Annotated in this window: 17 protein-coding genes; 9 read left to right on the forward strand and 8 right to left on the reverse strand. The window is 60.2% G+C overall.

Annotation, left to right across the window (positions count from 1 at the left end; translation table 11 throughout):
- Positions 1 to 11: 11 nt before the first annotated feature.
- Positions 12 to 551, reverse strand: coding sequence for a cytochrome c nitrite reductase small subunit (nrfH, locus tag Mal15_RS31635; protein ID WP_147871382.1), 540 nt, complete (start codon positions 549 to 551; stop codon positions 12 to 14).
- A gap of 311 nt (positions 552 to 862) precedes the next feature.
- Between nrfH and Mal15_RS31640 the strand changes: the two genes are divergently transcribed.
- From Mal15_RS31640 to Mal15_RS31650, 3 genes are all read left to right on the forward strand, one after another.
- Positions 863 to 1798, forward strand: a complete 936-nt coding sequence (locus tag Mal15_RS31640; RefSeq protein WP_199773772.1) for an alpha/beta hydrolase — start codon at positions 863 to 865, stop codon at positions 1796 to 1798.
- A 332-nt stretch (positions 1799 to 2130) separates the two neighbouring features.
- Positions 2131 to 5391, forward strand: coding sequence for a TolC family protein (locus Mal15_RS31645; RefSeq protein ID WP_147871383.1), 3261 nt, complete (start codon positions 2131 to 2133; stop codon positions 5389 to 5391).
- A gap of 325 nt (positions 5392 to 5716) precedes the next feature.
- On the forward strand, positions 5717 to 7000 hold the full coding sequence (locus tag Mal15_RS31650; protein ID WP_147871384.1) for a DUF1559 domain-containing protein: 1284 nt from the start codon (positions 5717 to 5719) through the stop codon (positions 6998 to 7000).
- Positions 7001 to 7089: 89 nt separating this feature from the next.
- Here Mal15_RS31650 and Mal15_RS31655 read toward each other — a convergent pair whose 3' ends face one another.
- Positions 7090 to 7290 (reverse strand): hypothetical protein, encoded by a 201-nt coding sequence (locus tag Mal15_RS31655; protein ID WP_147871385.1) that lies wholly within the window; start codon positions 7288 to 7290, stop codon positions 7090 to 7092.
- Positions 7291 to 7685: 395 nt separating this feature from the next.
- Here Mal15_RS31655 and Mal15_RS31660 point away from each other — a divergent pair, with 395 nt between their 5' ends.
- Positions 7686 to 10664 carry an FG-GAP-like repeat-containing protein gene (locus Mal15_RS31660; RefSeq protein WP_167547171.1) on the forward strand — a complete coding sequence of 993 codons (2979 nt, stop codon included), beginning with the start codon at positions 7686 to 7688 and terminating at the stop codon, positions 10662 to 10664.
- Positions 10665 to 10926: 262 nt separating this feature from the next.
- Positions 10927 to 12213: a DUF1559 domain-containing protein gene (locus Mal15_RS31665; protein WP_147871387.1), complete on the forward strand. Its 1287-nt coding sequence runs from the start codon at positions 10927 to 10929 to the stop codon at positions 12211 to 12213.
- A gap of 209 nt (positions 12214 to 12422) precedes the next feature.
- Here Mal15_RS31665 and Mal15_RS31670 read toward each other — a convergent pair whose 3' ends face one another.
- Positions 12423 to 12602, reverse strand: a complete 180-nt coding sequence (locus Mal15_RS31670) for a hypothetical protein (RefSeq protein WP_147871388.1) — start codon at positions 12600 to 12602, stop codon at positions 12423 to 12425.
- 97 nt (positions 12603 to 12699) lie between these two features.
- On the opposite strand from Mal15_RS31670, the gene Mal15_RS31675 reads away from it, so the two are divergent.
- The 4 genes from Mal15_RS31675 to Mal15_RS31690 all read left to right on the forward strand — a co-directional run bounded on the left by Mal15_RS31675 (position 12700) and on the right by Mal15_RS31690 (position 16859).
- Positions 12700 to 13644: a LysR family transcriptional regulator gene (locus Mal15_RS31675; RefSeq protein ID WP_147871389.1), complete on the forward strand. Its 945-nt coding sequence runs from the start codon at positions 12700 to 12702 to the stop codon at positions 13642 to 13644.
- Between the two features lie 114 nt (positions 13645 to 13758).
- Complete coding sequence (locus tag Mal15_RS31680) at positions 13759 to 13941, forward strand: hypothetical protein (RefSeq protein ID WP_147871390.1); 183 nt, start codon at positions 13759 to 13761, stop codon at positions 13939 to 13941.
- A 71-nt stretch (positions 13942 to 14012) separates the two neighbouring features.
- Positions 14013 to 15242 carry a DUF1559 domain-containing protein gene (locus Mal15_RS31685; RefSeq protein ID WP_147871391.1) on the forward strand — a complete coding sequence of 410 codons (1230 nt, stop codon included), beginning with the start codon at positions 14013 to 14015 and terminating at the stop codon, positions 15240 to 15242.
- Positions 15243 to 15533: 291 nt separating this feature from the next.
- A complete protein-coding gene (locus Mal15_RS31690; protein WP_233903144.1) occupies positions 15534 to 16859 on the forward strand; it encodes a PQQ-binding-like beta-propeller repeat protein in 1326 nt (441 codons plus the stop codon).
- Between the two features lie 410 nt (positions 16860 to 17269).
- Here the strand turns inward: Mal15_RS31690 and Mal15_RS31695 are convergent, their stop codons facing one another.
- From Mal15_RS31695 to Mal15_RS31715, 5 genes are all read right to left on the reverse strand, one after another.
- Positions 17270 to 18622, reverse strand: a complete 1353-nt coding sequence (locus Mal15_RS31695) for a S1C family serine protease (protein WP_147871392.1) — start codon at positions 18620 to 18622, stop codon at positions 17270 to 17272.
- A 146-nt stretch (positions 18623 to 18768) separates the two neighbouring features.
- A complete protein-coding gene (locus Mal15_RS31700; protein WP_233903145.1) occupies positions 18769 to 20079 on the reverse strand; it encodes a tetratricopeptide repeat protein in 1311 nt (436 codons plus the stop codon).
- Positions 20080 to 20337: 258 nt separating this feature from the next.
- On the reverse strand, positions 20338 to 20916 hold the full coding sequence (locus Mal15_RS31705) for a hypothetical protein (RefSeq protein WP_147871393.1): 579 nt from the start codon (positions 20914 to 20916) through the stop codon (positions 20338 to 20340).
- Positions 20917 to 21217: 301 nt separating this feature from the next.
- Positions 21218 to 21751 (reverse strand): hypothetical protein, encoded by a 534-nt coding sequence (locus tag Mal15_RS31710; RefSeq protein ID WP_147871394.1) that lies wholly within the window; start codon positions 21749 to 21751, stop codon positions 21218 to 21220.
- A 231-nt stretch (positions 21752 to 21982) separates the two neighbouring features.
- Entirely contained in the window at positions 21983 to 22900 is a 918-nt protein-coding gene (locus tag Mal15_RS31715) for a DMT family transporter (RefSeq protein ID WP_147871395.1), read from the reverse strand.
- Positions 22901 to 22939: the final 39 nt, after the last annotated feature.

Here is a 22939-nt window from a genome sequence, read left to right on the forward strand (position 1 = left end):
ACGATCGGGGGCTAACGTCCGGCGTGGCCGACGTCGGCGTGACAATGGACGCAATTCAGCATGTCGGCGCCTTCGGTGGCCGGCATCAGGCTATGGACAAAGTCGTTGTGGCAATCGACGCAAGTGCCTTGCGTCACCCGACGATTACGGGGTTTGATTTGGATCGGGTCTTTGAAGTTGCCCAGCGTGAAGGCGAGCGAATGAAAAAAACCGTTGTCCGCCTTGACCACCCATTTGCCGATCGCATCATGCGGCAGATGGCAATCGTTGCACACCGCGACGTGGTGGTGGCTGCTCTGTTGCCACGAATCGAAGTGGTCCTGCATCACGTGGCAGTTGACGCAGCCTTCGGGGTTGTTGCTCAGGTAGCTGCCCCCTTTGCCGTAGCCGAACGTGAAGGTGCCGACGCCGGCCAGGACACCGAGCACCAATGCCAGGACGACCACGCTTTTGGTGTGACGGCGTTTCGGCGCGGCGGCCGTCGCTTCGTCAGCGCCGGCTGTGTGTCGCTCCGGTTCCGATGGAGATTCGCTGGGCGTTTCCTTCGTCATTGATCCGTTTTGACCGTCTGCGCGCTCGCGAGTGGGGCCTGCTGAGGTGCGTCGGCAGGCCATCGACCGGCCTGCCGCGTGACTGGGGGTTGTCGATTCTACCCGTTCGGATTTCGCACATCATCTCCTGGAGCAAATGTCCAGCGATTCACGGAAAATACATCCAGCAGATGGGAACCGCGATAGGAAGCCATGCCGCAGTGACTCTGACCGGATAGAATCAAGTGTTCGTTTACTTGGTCCTCGTTCCCAGGCTCTGCCTGGGAACAAGTGGATGCCAGTGTCCTATCCATCGAGTCAGCAATGCACCCATGCAGAGGATTGTGAAACGATTGCAAGGTCTCGTGTTGATCGTTTTGGTGGGCTACGGCTGTTTGGTGGCGATGGCGTTTTTCTTTCAAAGGTCACTGATCTTTCATCCGTCGCGTTCTAATTCGATGACGCCGCTCCAGCCGTGGCAATGTCAGGGCAGTGTGATCGGGTATTGTCGCCGGGCCGAAAATCCCGATTGTGTCTGGTTGATGACCCACGGTAACGCCGGGCAGGCCGCGCACCGTTGGTACGTGCTCGATTGCATGTCCAAGCGGGATTCCGTGTTCGTGTTGGAGTATCCCGGCTATGGGGACCGCAAGGGGCGTCCGTCGCGGGAGACCATGAATGATGCGGCGCGGCAGGCCTATCGCTACTTGCGCGAGACGCATCCGGGCACGCCCGTGTGCGTGCTGGGGGAATCGATCGGCAGCGGCCCGGCGTGTGTTCTGTCGCAAGAAGAGATTGCTCCGGACAAGATCGTGCTGGTCGTTCCATTCAACCGGCTGGCGGACGTCGCGGCGCACCATTTTCCGTTCTTGCCCGTCCGCCCGCTGCTGTTGGACGACTGGGACAACGCAGCCGCACTGGAGGGCTACGGCGGAAAGGTCGAGGTGTACGGCGCGGCGCTGGACGAAATCATTCCGATCACGCACGCGCGAGCGTTGGCCGGTCAGTTTCCCAATGCCAGGTTGGTTGAGATTCCGGTGGGGCACAATGATTGGGCCGATTCAAGGTGGGTGCGCATCGGAATGTATGGGGAGGCCTGCATTGAGAGGACGCTTTCTGGCGTAGGATGGCCCTTCCGGGCTGTCGTCCACGTGGGGGCGACCGCCCGGAAGGGCCGTCGTTCAGTGGGCGGCACGCGGGGCGTGCTGGAGCGACCGCCCGGAAGGGCCGTCGTACAAGTGGGCGGCACGCGGGGCGTACTGGGGTGACCGCCCGGAAGGGCCGTCGTACAGTGGGCGGCACGCGGGGCGTGCTGGGGTGACCGCCCGGAAGGGCCGTCGTACAGTGGGCGGCACGCGGGGCGTGCTGGAGCGACCGCCCGGAAGGGCCGTCGTACAGTGGGCGGCACGCGGGGCGTGCTGGGGTGATCGCCCGGAAGGGCCGTCGTACAGTGGGGAGCGGGTACCGGTGGGCCCTTTTGCCCGCAGGGTTTACTCAACCGGTACGACCGCGAGAGGCTGGGAATCCGTCAAATCGCCGACAACCCGGTGACGATGATTCTCCCACAGGTCCTTCCGTCTACCGTTGGGGTGCGTTCGTTTTGTCTCGCAATTGTTTCGTCTGGTGTTTCACGCTGCCGTTGGTCGGGCTGTTTCCGCTGTTTTCGGGTTGTTCTCGCAAGCACTATCGGACTCAGGCAGATCAGGACGTGGCCGCGATCTACGCCGAGACGCGGTGCGAGGAAGCGTACACGTTGCCGCCGCTGGCGGGGATCGATGTCGACCCGCGGTCTCGCTTCTTTGACCCTTCGCCGGAGGACTGTCCCGCACTGCCGCTACCGGAACCGCAGTTGTACGGATACCAGCTCCCGCAGCTTGCCACCGGTGACCCCAATCTGCCGCGAAAGCGATCAGATATCGAATCAGCGGATGGAGCGGAGGAATTGCCCCCGCCGGGAGCGGAGGAGTTGCCGCTTCCGGAGGCGGAGGGATTGGACTTGGGGCCGTTGGCGGGACTGGAGGCGGAGTCCGGGACACGAGCGGTAGAGGGTTTTGCTCATACTGGCACCCCTCGTTCCGAGTCGGGGAGAGGGGCCGGGGATGAGGGGCCAAATGCCCAACCGGGACGAAGAGCTGCTTCAGATGCTACGACAGGCCGCCTGCCCCCTCATCCCCAGCCCTTCTCACCCGCAAAGCCGGGGGAGAAGGGAGCCATAACAAATCTTGGAGATGACGACGAGACCGGTGCGATCTCGCTGGCGTCTGGAGAGATGAAGCTGGTGATGCCCCGGTCGGCCGATGCGGTGACGCCGCAGGTCCGGCTGGCCGAGTTGATTCGTGAAAATGAGCAGGCAGAGGATGGGCAGGCGGAAAATGAGCGGGCAGAAAATGAGCGGGCAGAAAATGAGCGGGCTGGGGACGCACAAGCGGACGATGGGTTGAGCCTTGAAGGTGGAGCGGGCGAAGCCGCGGAGAACCAGCCGGATTGGGATCCGACGGCCGACAACCGCCAGGATACCGAGCAGCTTCGGATTGTGCCGATCCCCGATGAGTTCTGGCAGCAGCTTCCCGAGACCTGTGTGCCGCGGATGTTGGAGTTCGAATCGGTACGCGAGGAGTTTCGGCGATCCTATCCCCGCGTCACGACCGCGGGCATGACCGGCATGCTGAGCGATGCGCCGCGATTGACGTTGCCGATGATCACGGAGCTGGCGTCGCTGAACAACCGCGCGATTCAAACGCAAAAGGAGCGGTTGTACCGGGCGGCGCTGGTGCTGTCGGGGCAACGCTACGAGTATGTGCTGCGGCCCACGCGTCGCGGAAACGGATCCGGCGTCACGTACACGCACGTCCGATTGGACAGTACGACGCGGGACGGATTGGTGGTTCCGACGGAAACCAGCGTGCGGAAAACCACGGCGATCGCCGGCCAGTTCCTGGCCAGTTTCGCCAACAGCGTGGTGTTCACGTTCAACGGACCGCAGGGGTTTGCCGCGGACATCGGGTCCGACCTGGTCTTTGACTTCCAACAGACCATCTTCCAGCGCGACGTCGTTTTTGAAGGGCTGACGCGGGCCGAGCGAAACGTGGTCTATGAGGCGCGTAATCTGATCCGTGCCCAGCGGGCGCTGTTCGTCGATTTGGCGAGCGATTACTACCAGTTGTTGTTGACCTATCGTGCGATCGAGATCAGCTCGCAAGACTACTTCAGCAATCTGCGGGCGTTCTTGCAGGGCAGGGCAGAGTACTTGCAAGCCGGCCGAATTCCCCGCGTGCAAGTCGACCAGTTCGAACAGAACGCGTTGGACAGTCGCAGTTCGTTGGTCGGCGCGTGCAACACGCTGGAAAGCGCGCTCGATCGACTCAAATTGTCGATCGGGTTGCCGCCGGAGATGCCGTTGAATCTGAACCTGGAAGAGTTGGAATCGTTGACGGCCAGCGACGAGCTGACGGTGACGCGGCAACTGGTGATGCGAACTCGGCGGACGCTGCTGGATGCCGCCCAGATTCGCTTGGGGGACCGGGATGCGGCCGTCAACGGGGCGACGGTGTTGATCAACCGGCTTCGAGAAACGCTGCGGGTCCGCCGCAAGATCGAAGGGGTGACCGAAGTGACCGACGCGGAGCGAGAAACCGAGACGTTGGCGTTGCGGTTGGCACTGCTGGAAGCCCGACTGCAGAGCGATCAACTGGAATCGATCCGTTCGCGAGAGTTGAACTCGGACTTGCCGCCACCAGCGCTGATTCAGTTCGCCCGCACGATCGACCTGGTCGAATCGACGTTGTCGCAATCCGAACGCGCGGTCAAGTTGCGGGCGGACCTGGGGCTGGAAAGTGATGTCGCCGACGCGGTGACCGCCGATCAACTGAGCAAGCAGTTCTACAAGCTGCGGCGGCAATGGGACAGCGCGATCGAAGACCGGGAATTGGATCAGTTGCCAGAGCTGGTTGAAAAAGCAGACGCCTTGCTGAAGGAGACGGACGCGTTGAAGGACCGATTGGTCGGTGATCTGTTGCCCGAGGACGGCGTGGATTTTGAAAACGTGATCGTGCAAACGGTTGCCGATACCGTGGCCCTGGTCGACCGTGTGGAGACGAGTGATATCGGCGGGTTGGATGAGGTGCAGGTGGAACAGGAGCAGGCGATGTTGTTGGCCCTGTACCAGCGCTATGACCTGATGAACCGCCGGGGTGAGCTTGCCGATGACCGCCGCCAGATCAAGTTGGCCGCCGATGACTTGCGGTCGATCTTGGACATCCGCGCGACGCAGACTCTGTCGGCCAACCGCTTTGAAGAAGGAGTGTTCGATTTTACCGCCGACGGCTCCACGTCGCGGCTGGGGCTGGCGCTCGACACGCCGCTGAACCGTCGTTTGGAACGCAACACCTATCGCGCCGCGTTGATCGATTATCAAGCCGGCCGCCGCGCCTTGATCGATCTGGAAGATCAAATCAAGTTCGCCGTCCGAGAAGACCTGCGGCAACTGCGTTTGCAACGCAACCAGTATGAAATCTCGGTGGCGCGAGCGGCTCTGGCGTATGAACGAGTCGTCAGCACCCGGCTGCAATTGCAATTGGCGGTGGGGAATGTGGTCGCGCGGGACTTTTTGGAAGCCCAGCAGGCGTTCACGTCGGCGCTCAATTCGGTCGCCCGCGATCACATCTCGTTCATTCGGCGCCGAATCGAGTTGTTCTTTGACACCGAGTCGATCCGTTTGGACGCCAACGGGTACTGGTCCGGCGGGCAAGACGATTCGCTGGAGTTGCCTCCGCTGCCGGACTTCTACGATGCCAATCCCAATCCCTGGGGACGTTTGCCCAAGGGCGTGCGGTACAGCGACGAGGTGCGTCAGAATCATTAGTGCGTTGAGCTGGTCAAAGCAAAACGAATGCGATGGAATCTGGATCTCGCCATCGGGACGTTTGCGCGACGCGACCGGGACCGTCTGTCAGATGTCGAACATCGTGAACGGACGAGCGACGTTGTATCGGTCCCTACCGACGTTCTAAATCTTTGCCCCGAAGTGGGGGGCGTGAAGTGTCTTTCTGCCCCCTCATTTCTTTCCGTTTTCAGTGACGCGTCACCGTTAAAAAAAGCGGTCCGTTCGGAGAGGATCGGGGTTTACACCGAGAGCAGCTTTGCGTCTGTCGGTTGTCGTTTTCCAAACTTACATTGAGAGATCACTGATGTATCAACGTCCACAGCGACGTCCGGGTTTCACACTTGTGGAACTGTTGGTCGTTATCGCCATCATAGGCATTCTGGTGGGGCTGCTGCTGCCGGCAGTCCAAGCGGCGCGCGAGGCGGCACGCCGGATGAGTTGCAGCAATAACTTTAAGCAGCTCGGATTGGCGATCCACAACTATCATTCGGCGTACAAGCAGCTGCCGATTCACGGTGCCGGAACGGGTAGTCCCGATGGCGGCACGGCACCTGGGGGATATGGCAATGTGGATCGGACGCGGGACTGGTGGACTAATTACAGCGATGCCAACGCGTGGCGTTTGAGTTGCTTGGTCGGACTGACTCCCTTCATGGAACAGCAAGGTCTGTGGGATGAAATCAGTAATCCGAGTCGAGTCGATGCGTTGGATCCGAACACTCCGGTCGTTCCACCGTGGCCGCCAATGGGGCCGACCATTCAGTTTCTTCAGTATCGCCCCTGGGTGACCGAGATCCCGATGTTGCGTTGTCCGAGCGATCCCGGCGTGGGGCTCCCCGCACAGGGACGCAGCAACTACGCGGCTTGTGGAGGGGATTCGATGTGGTGGGCCGTCCGCGGTCCGACCAACGCGTTGGACGCCGTCGAGTCGCCCGACGGTGAACAGAAGCTGAAGAACCAAAACTACGCACGGGAGTCGCTCGCGGCGGACCGAGGCATGTTCGTTCCTCACAAATCAGCGAAGTTTCGCGACGTGCTGGATGGATTGTCCAACACGATCATGATGGGTGAAATGATCACGTATCTTGGTGACCGGGACAATCGTGGTATTCAGACGAATAACGCCGAAGGCAACCCGCCCGATGACGTTCGCGATAACCCGATGTGGTGCCAGGAGCAAGGCGACCAGATCGACCCGGATCGTCCTCGATTCTGGCTTGGCAGTCATGCGATTTCCGGCGTCAATGATGCTCGTGGATACAAGTGGGCGGATTTCCGGCCGCACTTCACGGGGATGTTCACGATTCATGGGCCCAATGCGCCGATCTGTGGCGGCAACAACGCAGGACAAACGGGGATGTTCCCACCGTCCAGTCAGCACCAAGGTGGCTGTCACGTCTTGATGGGTGATGGCGCCGTCGTCTTCTTGACCGATTCGATCGAAGCAGGTGACTCCCGCCACCCGATGGTTTGGGTCAGTGCGACCAATGTTCAAGCGGTGCCGGGTTCAGAAAGCCCCTATGGGCTGTGGGGGGCATTGGGATCCAGAGCAAACCGAGAAACGATTCAAGAACAGCTGAATCAGTAAACTGACGCAGATTCAGAATTGAAAAAAGAAACCTCGACTCCGGGAGGAGCCGAGGTCTTTTTATGTCTGCTCGTTGGCAATTCCAACGGCTACTTTTTCTTCGCAGGTGTGGTCTTCAGTCCTGCTTCCATCTCGCCGGCAAGTGCCGCTTGGTCCGCCGCTTCCCGAGCCAGATATTCTTCGACCTCTGACTGCTCCGCACCGGAGATCGCATCTGCCGGAGGTGAGGGGCATCCTGCGAGTGAGAGAAAGAAAACGGCAAGGAAGGATGTTGCGACAAGGCTTCTCATTTTGGAGTCCGTGGTGGGGGGACGGTGGGAAATCAGTCCCCAGCATTGTAGCCCATCGGCGTCATCCGAGTAGGAGGACTTTAAGCGTTCATCCGGACATTACCGATGGGCGTTGGAACGATTCCCCGACGGATTAGACACCCGCTTCCCGATCCGGCGCGACGCACTCTGCCATTGGTCGGTTAGACGCTGCCCTGGCGACCGTCTGCTAAACTTGATCACTCCGATCGATCAAGGTTTGCACGTGCTCCGCCATGTCAAGATTTCCCTCTCACCTCCAGCCCCTCTCTCCCGAATCCGAGGCAAGCTCCACTCGCAGGGGATTCGTGGGAGCGGGGAGCCGATGGCGCGATCTTCGATGGGGGGCGATCACGGTTTGGTTCTCGGCTTGGGTAATGTTTCTGCTTGCATGGACGACCGGTTGTGGCGGTCCGGGGCCATCCGCGGTGACAGGACCGGAACCGGACCGCGATCACGTGGAAGTGGATTCCAAGCCGTCTCGCGAGTCACCTTCACCGCAGGCGAGTCTGGCCAGGATCCGCCGTTTGATCGCGTCAGGTGATGCATCGGCGGCGATGCGGGCGGTCCAGGCACACCTGTTGCGCTACCCCGACGATGCCGGTGCGATGGTCTTGGCATCGGGTGTGTTGAACGGTCAGGGACGGGTGGACGAGGCGGTCACGATGTTGGATTCGGCCGCCCGGTTGTCGGCCGAGGAGGGTTGGAAATGGCGGCAGCGCGCCGCGTCGATGCTGACCCGTGCGCAGCGCTGGCAGGAGGCGATCGATCGCTTGGAATCGTTGCTCGAGGAGCGTGGCGAGTTGGATGACGTTCGCCATGAACTGGTTGCGATTTTGAATCGACGTGGATTCCGTTTCGACGCCAATGAACATGTTCGCAAGCTGTGTCGACAAGGGAGAGCCAGCGCGGACGAATTACGCGGGTTGATGTTTCCCGCGCGATCGTTTGCCGGTCTGACCGAGAAACCGAGCGTGGAGGACGTGGAACGAAATCGAACCCTCGGCGAGTTGAACGTCGCACGTGCGATGTACGGCGAAGGCGATGTGAAAGACGCGTCGCGGGTGTTGGAAACGAGTCGATTGGTTGCCCAACGACATCCCGAGGCGATGGCGTTTTATGGGCAAATGCTGATCGAATCGCAGCGGTACGAGGTGTTCGACGATTGGTTGGGGAGGGTGCCGCCGGAATCACAACGCTATCCGGGATATTGGATGGCGCTGGGCGGTTGGGCGATGCGGCAGCGCGAGTTCGACCGGGCCGTGGGGCAGTTTGCCGAAGCGGTGTTGCGCGAACCGGGCGACCTGGCGACCACCGACCGGATCCGCCAGGCGTTGTCGGCCGGCGGTCACCGGTCAGAGTCCGAACGGTTTCGCGCCCGCGGCGTGTTGATCGATCGGTCGAGGACGATCACCCGGCAACTTTTTTCCGGGGCCGCATTCGATCCCGCTGCGATCGACGAACTTTCACGATTGCTGACCGATGCGGGCCGGCCGCTGGAAGCGCTGGCCTGGTATCGCATCGCGCTGATGAAGATGGGATCGCCGGCCGGTGCGGTGCGGCAACTCGATCAAGCGCTTGCGATGGCCGAGCAGGACGGCTTCGAACGCGACAATCGGCAGAAGGTTTTGTGCGGCATCGACGTCACGCGGTTTCCCAGTGACGTTCGGATTGCCGACTTCAGGCGAACGGACGCGACGATCAATGATCAGCCGGCGGAACAACCCCGTGACGCGGCGGTCGAGCCGGCGTTTGCCGACATCGCGCCGCAAGTCGGTTTGGAGTTCACGTACTACAACGCCCCGACGCAGCGACGACGCGAGTTTCGGTTGCATGAACAATTGGGGGCAGGAGTGGCGTGCATCGATTATGACTTGGACGGTCACGTCGACATTTATCTGGGGCAAGCCTCCGCTGATCCGCCGGAGGGTCTTGGGACGCGTCCGAATCTGTTGGCTCGCTCGTTGGGAGATCGTTTGATCGCTGTGACTGAGTTTGCAAACTGCGATGATCGGGGTTTCACGTTTGGCATCACGGCGGGGGACTGGAACCAAGACGGTTTCCCCGATTTGGTGGTCGGCAATCTGATGCAAAACACATTGTTGATCAACCAAGGCGACGGAACATTCGCCGAGCAATCGGGCGATCACGTTTGGCAACAACCGCGATTCACGACCAGTCTGGCGATGGGTGACGTCGATGGCGATGCGTTGCCGGATCTGGTCGAAGTCAACTACGTCGACGATCCGCGGGTCTATGATCCGATCCGATACAACCCCGACGGAACACCGGTTCGGCTGCCGGCGCCCCTGGACTTTCGTCCCTCTCATGACCGATTATTCCTGTCCGTCGGCGATGGTTCGCTGGCCGGACAATCGATCGACGGCGACGGGCAAGTCGCACCGGCGACGGGTTTGGGCGTCGTGCTGACCGATTTAGACGGTGACCGGCGAAACGAGATCTTCGTCGCCAACGATCGTTTGGCCAACCATTTGTGGCAGCGCGCCGTCGCGGGGGCCGACGAGGATGGTCAGTGGCAAAACATGGCCGCCGTGCGTGGCGTGGCGTTCGGTGCCAACGGGACTCCGCAGGGATGCATGGGCATCGCCGTCGCGGATTTCGACTTCAACGGACGACCGGATTTGCATGTGACCAATTTCGAAAAGGAATGGAACAATCAATACATGCAGGACCAGGTCGGGGTCTTCGACGACATGGTGGTCGCCTCCGGTTTGGACCAACCGACCTACGAGCGGCTCGGTTTCGGCGTGCAGGCACTGGACTATGACAACAACGGCGGCGAAGACCTGGTGATCGGAAACGGGCACGTCGAAGATTATTCGCGTGAAGGTCGTGCGTTTCGGATGCCGACGATGGTGTTTTCCAGCGAGCAGTCGCGATTCGTCGCCAAGGAAGTGGGCGGAGATCCCGCGTATTGGCAGTCGGGACACCTTTCGCGAGCCCTTGCCACTTGCGACTGGAACAATGACGGGCGCGTCGATTTTGTGGTGTCCGACTTGTTGGAACCGGTCGCGCTGCTGGAAAACCGGACGCCGACGCCGTATCACTGGTTGCAGATCCAGCTGGTCGGCACGACCGCCGAACGCGATGCGATCGGTGCGTCCATTCAACTGTCCATGGGCGATCGGAGTTTGACCAAAGTTGTCTCGTCCGGTGACGGATACATGTGCCGCAATCAGCCCTTGGTCTGTTGCGGGCTCGGCGAACACCAAGTCGTGACCCAGCTGGAGGTCCATTGGCCCGACGGCGTTGTCCAGCGGTTTGAAAATGTGGCAGTGGATCGTCGTCTGGTGATCGTCCAGTCGCATGGGGATCTGTTCGAGTTGGCGCGGTAGCGGGGCGCGGCAGGGCGTCGGCACGGGGGAAGGTGAGGGCGTAGTCAGAAAGAGGGGGTGGTTTCTGGTCCTTGGTGGGGTGTGTTCGCACTAGCCACGCCCATCCGGACAAACGGGGGATAAAAATGTTGCATCGCGTTGGCGATTGTTGGACACTGATTCTGGAGCTTGGTATCTTTGAACTGTGTTAATCCGCTCTGTCGGAGTCGGATTTGCCCTTAGGTCTCATGCCTTTTCCATTCTTCGTTTTGAGAGATTTCTTATGAACCGACGTGGACAGCGGCGCCAGGGTTTCACACTTGTGGAACTGTTGGTCGTCATCGCCATCATTGGCATTCTGGTGGGGCTGCTATTGCCGGCAGTCCAAGCGGCGCGCGAGGCGGCGCGGCGGATGAGTTGCAGTAACAATTTCAAGCAGATCGGGATTGCAATTCACAACTATCACGCTGCTTACAAGCAGCTACCCGTTCAGGGTGCTGGGACCGACAGTCCCGACGGCGGCAATGCCAACCAAGGGACGGCCAACCACACGCGCGACTGGTGGACCGGTTACGGTGACGCCAACGCATGGCGTTTGAGTGCTTTGGTCGGGTTGACTCCGTTCATGGAGCAGCAAGCGATTTGGAACGAGATTAGCCAACCGAACCGAATCAATGCCAATGATCCGACAACGCCTTACGCGATCCCGTGGCCACCGATGGGACCGGCGCCGCACCTGAATCGCTACCGACCTTGGGTCACCGAAATCCCGACGCTTCGCTGTCCCAGCGATCCGGGGGTCGGCCTGCCGGCACTGGGGCGGACCAACTACGGAGCTTGCATGGGAGATTCGATCCACTGGGCCGTTCGCGGTCCGATCGACTTTGACCGTGGCGCGAGTCGTTCCGATTATTGGGTGCCCAAATCGACCAGCGGGCAAGCACGGAACTCTCTGGCCTGTGACCGGGGGGCGTTTGTGCCGCACAAGGATTCCAAGTTCCGTGACATCTTGGATGGCCTTTCCAACACGATCATGATGGGTGAGATCATCACCGATTTGCAGGACCGAGACATCCGCGGCCGGCAAACGCGAAATGCGAACTTGGCCGGTAACAACAACTCGGTCATCTTGCAGAATCCCAAGTGGTGTGAAGATCAGGGACAGATCGATCCGGATCGTCCACGATTCTGGGATCCGTCGGCCCCGGTCGACACCGGTGCCGCCAACGGTCGCGGTTATCGTTGGGCGGACTTCCGGATCATGTTCTCGGGAATGTCAACGATCTTGCCACCGAACTCGGAGATTTGCGGCATCAACAACACCGGCAACACCATGGTGGCCTCGGCATCGAGTCGTCACCAAGGCGGTGCCCACGTGCTGATGGGTGACGGAGCGGTGATCTTCATGACCGACTCGATCGAAGCCGGCAATTCCCGAAACCCGATGGTGTTTATCAACGGGGCGCCGGCCACCAACAATGTGCCCGGTGCGCAAAGTCCTTATGGGCTGTGGGGCGCCTTGGGAACGCGTGCCAGCAGCGAAACGATCGAAGAGCAACTCAATCAGTAGCTCGCACGAGATCGTCTGACAGTCAAAAAAGAAACTCGGCTTCGCACTGCGAAGCCGAGTTTTTTGTGTTTCACCCGCTCGGTGATGAAAGCCGGACTGGCAACGGCTGGTCTGACGGAGTTGATCTGCGGTCCGTTGGAGGGCGTTCATTGGAGGACGTCTATCAGAAGGCGCCCATCACGAGATTCCAGCCGCGGATTCCGATGCCGCTATTTCGTTTCCTCGAAGTCCTCATTCATCGCTGCTTCTTCGGCAGCGATGGCAGCCTCATACGCTTCGATGTCCGATTGCTCGGCGTTTTCCGTGACGCTGCCGCCTTGGTTCCCGCCGCAACCGACCAGACACACGGCTACCGCGAACGTGAACACCAAACCCAATGATTTGAACATAATTCAACCTTGCTGAATGTTTTGTTTCTGCACCGAACACAAACCAACAGTATACAAGGTCGGCCGGTGACGATCGAGTCCCGGGGTGGGGGACAGAATGAATTCCAAACGCCGGTATTTCAAGCAGGTCCGCATCGCACAGTTCCGGGCGATGCTTGAATTGGCACGCGGCAAGGGCTTTGCCGCGGCGGCCGAAGCACTGGACTTGGCGACCCCGTCGGTGTGGCAGCAAGTTCGTGCCTTGGAGCAAGAACTGGGTGTGGCGCTGATCGAAGTCGAACGCCAAAAGGTCACGTTGACCGAGCACGGTCGCCTGTTGGTCGAACTGGCCGAACCGGTCGTGCACGGTTTTGACGGATTGTTGGAAGAGTTTAATTTGCAGGCCCAGGCGATCCCGCAACGGTTGTCAGTCGCCTCGCCGGCAAACATCTTGATCAATGAACTTCCCGCACCGATCTTGCAATACTGCGAGCAGCACGGCGACGTCGAATTGAGTCTGGTGGATGTGGTTTCCAATGAAGCTCGATCACTACTCGAACGCGGCGAAGTGGATCTCGCGGTTGCCGGGCAACTGGAGGCATCGTTCCCGTCGACTTTGTGCGCCGACCCGATCACGTCATTCCCCTTTGTCCTGGTCGGACCCGAAGGTCACCCGATCTTTGACTACAAACGAATCACGCCCAAAACGCTGGTGCGGTTTCCGCTGGTCATGTCCAGCGTCGGGACCAATACCCGGACGCGGGTCGACCAAGTGTTTGCCGACGCCGGGTTGATGGATCAGCGGCGGATCGTGTGTGAAACCAGCACCAAGAATCTGGCGATGCAGTTTGTCCAACTCGGATTTGGGCTGGCGATCGCGCCGATCAGCCCGCGTTGGGGCGTGAAGTCCAATCCGCCCATCGGCAAACGCCAAAAGCTGTGCTCGCGGGATCTGTCGGGCCTGTTCGGACACGAGCAGATTGTGATCCTGCGACGACGACATCGGCGCGAGCCGGAGCACCAGAAAGCGTTCCGTGAAATCGTGATCCGTAGTGTCCATTAGGCGTCACCTAATCGGCTTTAGGAATATTGTTTGTCTTCAAAGTTGTTTGCGGCCGCTGAACCGCCGACAATCGAAGTCGACCCTCTCTGTTCCTACTCGCCTGCGGAAGCACTGATGCGATTCTTTCGAGACAGCTTTTTCATTGTATTGTTCGGTTTCCCTTTCGTCAGCGCCGGCGGATGCGGTGGCAGTAACGAGCCGACGATGGCTCCCCGCACCGAAGAGCAGATCCAGGCCTACAAGGAAGATGTCTACGCGGCCGAGGAAGCGGACTCCGCCGCGGCGGAGGAGGAATGAAGGTCGATTGATCTGGTGGTGAGTTGTTTCGTCACTCACCCTCTTTTTTCTATTCGTCGAGGAATGTTCTTATGTACGGTAGATCGTTGCGACGCGGCTTTACGCTCGTCGAGTTATTGGTGGTGATTGCAATCATCGGAATTTTGGTCGGCTTGTTATTGCCGGCCGTTCAAGCGGCCCGCGAGGCGGCGCGGCGGATGAGTTGCAGCAACAATTTCAAACAAATCGGGATCGCGCTTCACAACTATCATTCGGCTTACAAGCAGTTGCCGATCAACGGGACCGGGCCGACCAATGAGTTCAACAATGCGTGTTGCGGCGATGCGGTGACCGGCACCGCGTCTCCGCCGCCGGTCGCGTTCACGCGGAATTTGCTCAGCTGGCTGGTCGGCATCACGCCGTTCATGGAACAGCAGGGAGTTTGGGATCAAATCTCCAATCAACACCGCGACGACAACGGTTTGTATTGGCCGGCTTTCGGTCCGGCACCCTATGCGATCGACTATCGGCCTTGGAACGTCGATATCCCCAGCTATCGCTGTCCCAGTGATCCCGGACGTGGTTTGCCGGCACTGGGCCGCACCAATTATGGGTGCAGCTACGGCGATAGCATGTGGCGGACGCAGTACGGTCAAAATTTTTTCCAGGGCAACACCGGTCGCTGGCGTTACGCTGATCACACCGGACGCATGCGTCAGGTCCGGGGATCGTGTCGCGGCATGTTCGTCCCCAGTCGGGGCACCAAGTTCCGCGATGTGTTGGACGGCCTGTCCAACACGATCATGGGCGGTGAAATGATGACGGACTTGGGTGACCGAAACATTTCGACGACGGGTTCGCGCGCCAACGGACGTGACAACCTGTTGAACAACCCCAAGTTCTGCGAAGACGACAACCAAATCGATCCCGACCGGCCAAACTTCTGGGCAACGACGGGCGTCAACTACACCGGCACCCGGACGATGCGCGGATTCCGCTGGGCCGACCAACGCCCACTGTATTCCACCGTTGCAACCATCTTGCCGCCCAACAGTGAGGTTTGTTTGATCGCTAACCATGGCGGCCACGGTGCGATTCCGCCCAGCAGTCGGCACCAGGGCGGGGCACACGTCTTGATGGGCGATGGCGCAGTCATCTTCATCACTGATTCGATCGAAGCGGGGAATTCGCGGGCGCCGGTTCCCTATTTCCGTAACAACGCCAACCAAAATGCCGTCGGGTTCGCCAGCCCGTATGGGCTGTGGGGGGCACTGGGAACGCGTGCTTCGAGTGAAACGATCGAGGAACAGCTGAATCAGTGACGCGCCGGATCGTTTGAATTGGTTTCATCGCCTCGTTCTGTGTTGTGTGCAGGACGGGGCGTTTTTTGTTGTTGGGAGTTGGGAGTTGGGAGTTGGGAGTTGGGAGTTGGGAGTTGGGAGTTGGGAGTTGGGAGTTGGGAGTTGGGAGGGCAGAATGATACGGGGCAAAACGATGGCGGCAAAACGATGGGGGCAAAACGATGGGGGCAGGGCGCCTGTCTGCTGGCGAATTGGTGCTGGTACAATTTTGTGCGTCAGGCAGAAATCGAATGACTTGAGGAAACAGAGATGATGAAGATGCGCTGGGTGGATTCGGGGCGTGGGATGGGTTGGTGTTGCGGCTTGGCGATGCTGGTGGTTTGCTCTGGATCGGTCGATGCGGAGGACTGGCCGCAGTGGCGTGGTGTGGGACGCGATGCGACGATCGATGATCCGACGTTGGTGCGGCAGTTGCCTGCCGGACAGATTCCGCTGCGTTGGTCGGTGCCGGTCGGGCCGGGCTACAGTGGACCGACGGTCAGCGACGGATCCGTCTACTTGACCGACCGACAGGGGGAAGCCCCCGAGATTCGCGAACGCGTGCTCTGCTTGGACGCCGCAACGGGAAAACTGATTTGGCAACACAGTGATCCCGTCCGCTACGAGATCGGCTACGAAGCGTCGGGACCGCGCGCCGCGGTGACCGTGCACCAAGGCAAGGCGATCGCCATCGGCGGGATGGGGCGTTTGAATTGTTTGGATGCCGGGACCGGCCAAGTCATCTGGAGTCGTGATCTGCAACAGGACTATCAGATTCGCATGCCGAATTGGGGCATCACGGCGGCACCGCTGGTGCACGATGACATGGTGATTCAAGTGACCGGCGGCCGCGGAGGGGCGTGTCTGGTTGCGTTTGATTTGGCCAGCGGCCAGGAGCGTTGGAGAGCCTTGGATGAACGAGCCGGATACAGCGCGCCGATCATGATCCGGCAAGGTGACCAGGACGTCGTCGTTTGCTGGACCGGCGAAAGTGTCAGCGGGTTGGATCCGCGAACCGGCAACGTGTTCTGGTCAATCGAGATGAAACCGCGCAACATGCCGATCGGCGTCCCCACGCCGGTCGTCAGCGGTGATCGATTGTTCGTTTCGTCGTTCTACGACGGTTCGATGTTGATCGAATTGGACATGAGCAGTCCGAACGCGAAAAAGCTGTGGCATCGCATCGGTCAAGACGAGAAGAACACTGACGCGTTGCACGCGATGATCAGTGGCCCGATCATCAAGGGAGATGCGATCTACGGAGCGGATAGTTATGGCGAATTTCGCTGTCTGGACTTGGTGACCGGCGACCGGATCTGGGAAGATCGATCGGTGGTCCCGATCAACCGCTGGGCGACGGTGCACACCATTCGAAACGGTGACGACGAGATCATGCTGAATGATCAAGGCGAATTACTGTTCACCACGCTTTCACGAGACGGCATCGAGATCCGATCGCGGTCCAAGTTGATCTCTCCAACGCTCCAGCAACTTCGGCGCCGCGGAGGTGTCGTGTGGTCGCATCCTGCGATTGCCGAGGGGATGATTTACGCACGGAATGACAAGGAGTTGGTCTGTGCCCCGCTACGGGCCGAGTGATCACGTCGCCACGCCCGAGGTGGACGTGCTTGTGGTTTTATCCAACGACCGCCGTGGCGTTTCGTGGTAGGAAGATTTCGTGGTAGGAAGATTTTGCCGTTTTCGATTCCGCTAAACCCTCTTGGGATCAGCCGGTTGGCGCCAGCCTACGGGCCTCCAATCGACGCTGGGGCCCGAACGCTTGCGCGAATCGGCTGATGTCACTCGTGTTTCGTCGCCCGATGGATGCTGTCAGTCGACCATTTAGCGCGGAATGATTTCGCTTGAAGTCTGAACCACAGCAAAATCAAGATTTTGCACAGCCCAGGTAGGGCCTCGCCGGCTCGGAAATATTCTTACCTCCGAAATCTCCTCACCCTGTCGTTCTCGTCAAATCGGTCGAGCGCGAGATCATGTCGGCCTGGCGCCGCTTAATCTCTTTCGGTGCCGAGTTGTTGATTCAGCTGTTCCATCTGGCGCTGCAGCTCTTTGAGTGTCTTTTCGACATCGCTGCGTTCCAAGTCCTTTCCGTCATCTTGGCCGTCATCCGGTCGCGGCGTTCTCCAAAACGGTCCACCCGGCGTTTGGAGATCTCCGCCAGGGACTTGGAAGTTGCGGAACAGATCTTCCATCGGAAACCTTCGGATCCCTGGTGGGAACGGATCGGCGTCCGGGTCGATCTCCAGGGGGACGAGTTGCCCGTCTCGGAGTTCAAAGGCTTGTTGCAGCGGCAGGGTGCCATCGGTCGGTCGGTGTCGAGCAATCCGTTGGTCCGGATGCTCCTGGAGCGTGACGGGCAGCGTGATGGTTTGGTCTCCGCGCACGACCGTGATTTCCAATGTCTCTCCGGCCCGTGCATCGGCGACCGCCGCGACGACCTCTTGGGAATCGCGGATTGATGTTGGGCCGACTCGTCGGATCAGATCGCCCGCTGCGATGCCGGCTTGCTGGGCCGCGGAATCCGGGCTGACCTGTTGCACCAGCGGTCCGCCGCCTTCGAATTGGATGCCGATCAGGCCACGTTTCAAATCCTTTGGCGTGTCGCCGGTGGCGGACTCGATCAGCCGCAGCAGGTGCGTCGAACGGACGCACACCAGACCGCCGGTGTGGCTCGGCACAAGCACACCAACCACGATTCCGGTGGCGTCGATCACGGGGGCACCGGTCATTTGCCGACCGGTCCCAAAGTCGATCGTCGGTGTGGTGCCCACACCGGATGCGGTCGCAATGGGACGTGTGGAAACCATTCCCGAATCGGTCACCAGGCCTCGCTCCGTGATCCAGGCGGCGACGACGGGCTGTCCGGGCTCGGTTTCGGCGGCGCTGACGACCAGCCCGGATTCCGGGGCAAGGTCCGTCTGGATGACGGCCAATCCGGTCACGTGATCCAGCGCGACAACCTTGCCATCGGCTTGATCGTCCGACGCGGCTTGCACGGTCACGGAGGTCACTGAATCACCCACGAAGGCGACGATCATCGAATCGCCGATGGCAAACGCCGCACTGTTGGTTTCCAACGGGCGACGATCGATATCACGTCGCGGCAGCCCGCCGCGGAACTGATTGAGCGGCGCGCCGTCGGGACGAAGGATTTCGATCCGGCGCCCTTGCGGTTGTTCCGCTTGTTGGTGTGCCGCGTCGACGACGACGGTCATCAATGCAGATTCAGTGCTGCGGACGGCTTCGCGAAAATCGACGAGCGTCTGTGCAGACGCTCGCGACGACGACTCCGTGGACAGCGGCAGGAGGAACGCGACGACGAGGCAAGTCTGGACTCGATTCACGATGGGTGTCTCCGGTGTGGATTGCAAGGATCGCGAGGCGGCGATCGTCAGGATCGCCGGGGCGCGACGCGTGACCCATCAATTCTTTCGTGATTCCAGAGAACGATCAAGCGGTTTTGGGGAAGAGGGGAGCCAGGATGATTCCCCTATTGGGGCATCGAGAAATTCGGCGGCAAGGCGAACGTTTCGGGATTGCTCGAGTTGCTGCGGCTGCCATGGCCGGTCGTGGCGGCCTGCGGGGCGGTCGATCCGGCGTTTTGATTGACGCTTTGATTCGGTGCGGACGATTTGTAAGACGCGTTCCCGAAATTGAAGGTCGCGTTGTCGGTCGAGGCCGGACGCACGGCATTCTCGAACCCCGGGACCTGCGTTCCCGGGGTGAAGCCCTGGGGGAATCCCTGGGGGAATCCCTGGGGGAATCCCTGGGCGGCCTGTTGGACGGCTGCCGCAGCTTGCACGGCTGCCGCGGCGGCTTGGTTTCCGTCCGCTTGTGCGGAGCCGGCCATCGCGATCGCCGAAGAAGCCGTTCCGGGGGTATTTCCGATTTGGGCCAGCAGTTCGCGGGACCGTTCGACAGCACGTTTGGTTGCCGCGTCCGATGCGGCCTGGGGCGCGTAGGCGAGCGCCTGGTTCAGGTGGCGTGTCGATTCGGAGTGTTGGCCACGCTTGTAGTGCAGGTAGGCCATGTTGAAATGCGCGACGGCTGGTTTGTTGTTTTTCACCAAGACTTCCAACGCACCGGTGGGGTCACCGGCCTGGAATTTCACGCTGGCCAGGTTGTTGGCGTAGCGTGAGGAACCCGGGGAAAGACGAAGTGCTTGTTCGATGGTGGTTGCGGCCGCGTTGTGGTTGCCGAGTTTGCTGAGCGTCAGTCCCAGGTCGTTGTAGAGCCCGGCGTCGTCGGGTTTTTGTTGGATCGCTTTGCCGAAGTACTCGGCCGCTTTTTCGTTGTTCTCTTGTCGGAAATGAAGCCGAGCGATGTTTGCCAGGGCGTCGGGATCATTCGGCCGTTTTTCGAGCGCCTTGGCGTAGCTTTCCATGGCTTTTTCGTAGTTGCCGGTGGATTCCCACAGTCGTCCGTTGGCGACAAAGACTTCCGGGGTCACTTCGGCCTTGTGCGCCAAACTCGTCGGGTCGGTCGCGTCGCCTTCCTGCACGTCGGGGTCGTTCTTGTCGGAACGTCCGAACCAACCCGCGACCGTCTGACGCGACTTTGACGCAGTGCCTGCGATGGATGCGCCGACGTGCTTGGGGCCACTCAACCAGTTCGAACTGCTGGCACCGCTGCTCGGATCTGCCGGGGCACTGGAAAATGGGTTCAACGAAGCGACGCGAGTTCCGATGGAATTGGAGCACCCGGTGGTGGATCCGACGCAACCGATCACCAGGGAAGCCGCGAGCGCGGAGGAAAGTCGGTTTCGTCGTCGATTTCGAAACGTCTGGGTTGGGTCAGTCACGACAAAGTTTCTCCCGTGACAATCGGAGTCAACGAGTAGGGCGAAGCGGCGTGGTGGCCAAGCGAGTCCGATGGCACCGATTGTAGGGATCGGCCGATTGTCAAACTGACTTCAACTCGCTCTGGCGTTCGACTCAGATTCCACGAAAAAAGGCGGTTTCCCTGAAGAGGGGAAACCGCCATCGGGTGGAGAGATGAGAGTTGCTTCGCTAGCATCGGCGGCCGCAGTGGGTCGCTCCGGGCAGTCGTGGGTTGTCGCCTATTGCTGGGTGACCGCGGAAGTCCCCGCCGCGCTGCTGGAAGGCAGCTTGGGCGGTGCCAATTCTTCCAACCAGGTGCGGTTGACCTTCGTCGCCCAGGCACCCGAAGCGGTCGGCGGAACGCGGTCGGTGATGGCGACCGTGGTTTGCGGCCCGGGCCCGTCAAGTTGTGCGAGCAATTCGCGCACCGAGGCGATGCGGGCTTCGGTTTCTTCCGGCGTTGCGGCACGCACGATGTAGACTTGGCGACGCGAAGACGGAGCTTGTCGAGCGATCCAGGCTACGGTTTCTTGGCCGGAGGTCTTCAGGGCGCCATCACCGTCGCGGAATTGATGCGGTCCGATGGTGTTGTGCAGGACCCAGCCGTTCTGCTTCATCGCCTCGAACGGAGTGATCACTGCCATGGCATCCATTTCGTTGTAGGGGTCGGGCCACGCGTTGTTGCGTTCGTATCCGACTCCGACCTTGTGCCAAAAATTATTCCAGTGATCGGTCCATTTCGCGCTGACCGAAGTCGTGGTGACCGACATCAGAGCAGCAGCGATCAGCAAACGTCCATAAAAGCTAGTGCATCGCATGATAAGGCAGTTCCTTCCGCCGGTTGGGGAGATTGCAAATGGCGGCTGGGGGTGCATTCACAGCCGCTGGGGGTTTCGAATGATGGCTCGCAATCGTTCGGGACAACGGTTCTTGAGTATTCCGAGACGACAAACCGTTCGCTCGCCTGGGTCTCATCGGCATCCTTGCCGGTCAGTCTTTGCCTGCCGGCGGGACGACCGCATAACCGGTATAGTTCGCTTGAACGCCCTGGACACCGGCACTCAACGGGCGTGCGTCCGTTCACTTGATGCTTCGACCGAGACGATTGGTCGGCGCGGATCAGTTGTTCTCGTCCTGCTTTTTCTTCTTTCCTTTTCCCTTGCCTTTCGCATCGCCGCCGCGGCTGGTCATTTTGACAAGTCGCTCGGGCAATTTGGCTTTTTGCTCTTCGGTCAGCAAAGCGACGGCGTCCTTAAGCAGGGCGGTCCGCATCGCGTTGGACTTTTTCAGCACGGCAATTTGATCTTGGGTCAGGCCGAGCTTTTCGTGAATGGCCGCCTGGATCTCGGCCGGTTTCTTGCCGCTGTCTTTCAGCTCACGTTGAGCGGCGACTCGCTGTTTCATGATGGCCGGGGTGATGCCGGCTTCTTTGAGGGCGGCTTGTGTTTCGGCGGCTGTTTTTTTTGCCATCGTCTGGATTTTGGCTTTCTGTTCATCGGTCAGCCCGACATCGCTGAGCTGCTTGAGCACGACGGCCGCCGGGGCGTTTCGGGCCGCCTGGCCTTTCTTGCCTTTCTTTGCGGGGGCATCTTGGGCGAACGACGAGGGGGTGATCAGCAGGGCGCAGGCCACGGCGAGGATTGATTTCTTCATCGCGAATTCTTTATTGGGGGGGAACACAACCAAGGGGAGGTAAGGCCGCTGACACCAGAGCACGCCGTCAACGGGGCGACCGACGGGGTTGCCGGTTCGCCTGAACGGATGTTGTGTGAGCGATCCGATACTTAAACCGTGCCGTATGAAAAAGGTACTGCGAAATGCACTCTTTTTTCGCAACTGCCTCGTCCGCTCCTGCTGGCCCGAATCTGAAGGCGAGACGGACCACTAGTCGGTGATCACGATCGGGGCGCGCGTGCGGCGAGCCAGGATGATCAAGCCGATGAAGGTCAAGCTGATTCCGATGGCAAGCTGAATCGTGATGGGTTCGTTGAACAGGATCACGCCGGCCACCCCGGCCATCGCCACCTGAGACGCATTGATCAAGTTCACGGCAACGACCGGAAGCAGTCTCAGGGCGGTGGTGATGGCAACGAAGGCGGAAAAGTTCAAGAAGCCTGCGGTGAACATCAGCGCCCACTGGGACGGACTGGTCGACGTGATCGTTGCGGTCCCCAGCGTGACGAAACAGAACGCCCACAGCGCGATGCTGCCGGTCAACCCACTGACGAGCATCAGGTTGCGAGCCGGGATTCCGGTTTGCAGCGTCTGCCGCATCGTCACGCCAAAGAAGGCATAGGCCAGTCCGGAGACCGCGGCCCACAGAGATCCGACGACCACGTCGATCGCCTCGGGCAGATCCGCCTCAGCGCTGGAGGTTGTGACGGATTCGATCTCGCGAGGTTCGGATACTTCGCGATCCGGGATCGACAGCACCACGACGGCGGTGATCAAGGTCACCATGGCGACGACTTTGCGACGGCTGACAGGTTCCTTCAACAGGACGGCGCCCAAAATGGCCCCGCCGACGATCAGCACTCCCAGGGTGATCGGAACCGACGCGGCCAAACCGATCCGCTCGAGTGCCTTTTGGAAGGCGGCGTTTCCGAAGAATTGTGCCAGAAAGGATGCCAGGATGAATTGCGGAAATCGCCGCAACGCTGCTCGGGCGATCGTCGCCGTCGGACGATGCGTCGGCGATGGACGGACCGAAAGCCAGCCGACGATCGGTCCCATCACGATGACCGTCGGTGCGGCTTTGACGGCCGAGACGAGGTAGGCGTCTACGTCGACACAATTTCGCAATGCGATATTGGTCAGGGTGTACAGGACGGCCGAGGCGAT

The organism is Stieleria maiorica, assembly GCF_008035925.1.
In the GTDB taxonomy this organism is placed as follows: Bacteria; Planctomycetota; Planctomycetia; order Pirellulales; family Pirellulaceae; genus Stieleria; species Stieleria maiorica.

Bases quoted from the DNA above. Each gene is read 5' to 3' on its own strand.
- Mal15_RS31640 (WP_199773772.1), top strand. From the start codon at position 863: ATGCAGAGGATTGTGAAACGATTGCAAGGTCTCGTGTTGATCGTTTTG.
- nrfH (WP_147871382.1), bottom strand. From the start codon at position 551: ATGACGAAGGAAACGCCCAGCGAATCTCCATCGGAACCGGAGCGACAC.
- Mal15_RS31665 (WP_147871387.1), top strand. From the start codon at position 10,927: ATGAACCGACGTGGACAGCGGCGCCAGGGTTTCACACTTGTGGAACTG.
- Mal15_RS31680 (WP_147871390.1), top strand. From the start codon at position 13,759: ATGCGATTCTTTCGAGACAGCTTTTTCATTGTATTGTTCGGTTTCCCT.
- Mal15_RS31685 (WP_147871391.1), top strand. From the start codon at position 14,013: ATGTACGGTAGATCGTTGCGACGCGGCTTTACGCTCGTCGAGTTATTG.
- Mal15_RS31675 (WP_147871389.1), top strand. From the start codon at position 12,700: ATGAATTCCAAACGCCGGTATTTCAAGCAGGTCCGCATCGCACAGTTC.
- Mal15_RS31690 (WP_233903144.1), top strand. From the start codon at position 15,534: ATGAAGATGCGCTGGGTGGATTCGGGGCGTGGGATGGGTTGGTGTTGC.
- Mal15_RS31655 (WP_147871385.1), bottom strand. From the start codon at position 7,290: ATGAGAAGCCTTGTCGCAACATCCTTCCTTGCCGTTTTCTTTCTCTCA.
- Mal15_RS31660 (WP_167547171.1), top strand. From the start codon at position 7,686: ATGTTTCTGCTTGCATGGACGACCGGTTGTGGCGGTCCGGGGCCATCC.
- Mal15_RS31705 (WP_147871393.1), bottom strand. From the start codon at position 20,916: ATGCGATGCACTAGCTTTTATGGACGTTTGCTGATCGCTGCTGCTCTG.
- Mal15_RS31710 (WP_147871394.1), bottom strand. From the start codon at position 21,751: ATGAAGAAATCAATCCTCGCCGTGGCCTGCGCCCTGCTGATCACCCCC.
- Mal15_RS31670 (WP_147871388.1), bottom strand. From the start codon at position 12,602: ATGTTCAAATCATTGGGTTTGGTGTTCACGTTCGCGGTAGCCGTGTGT.
- Mal15_RS31650 (WP_147871384.1), top strand. From the start codon at position 5,717: ATGTATCAACGTCCACAGCGACGTCCGGGTTTCACACTTGTGGAACTG.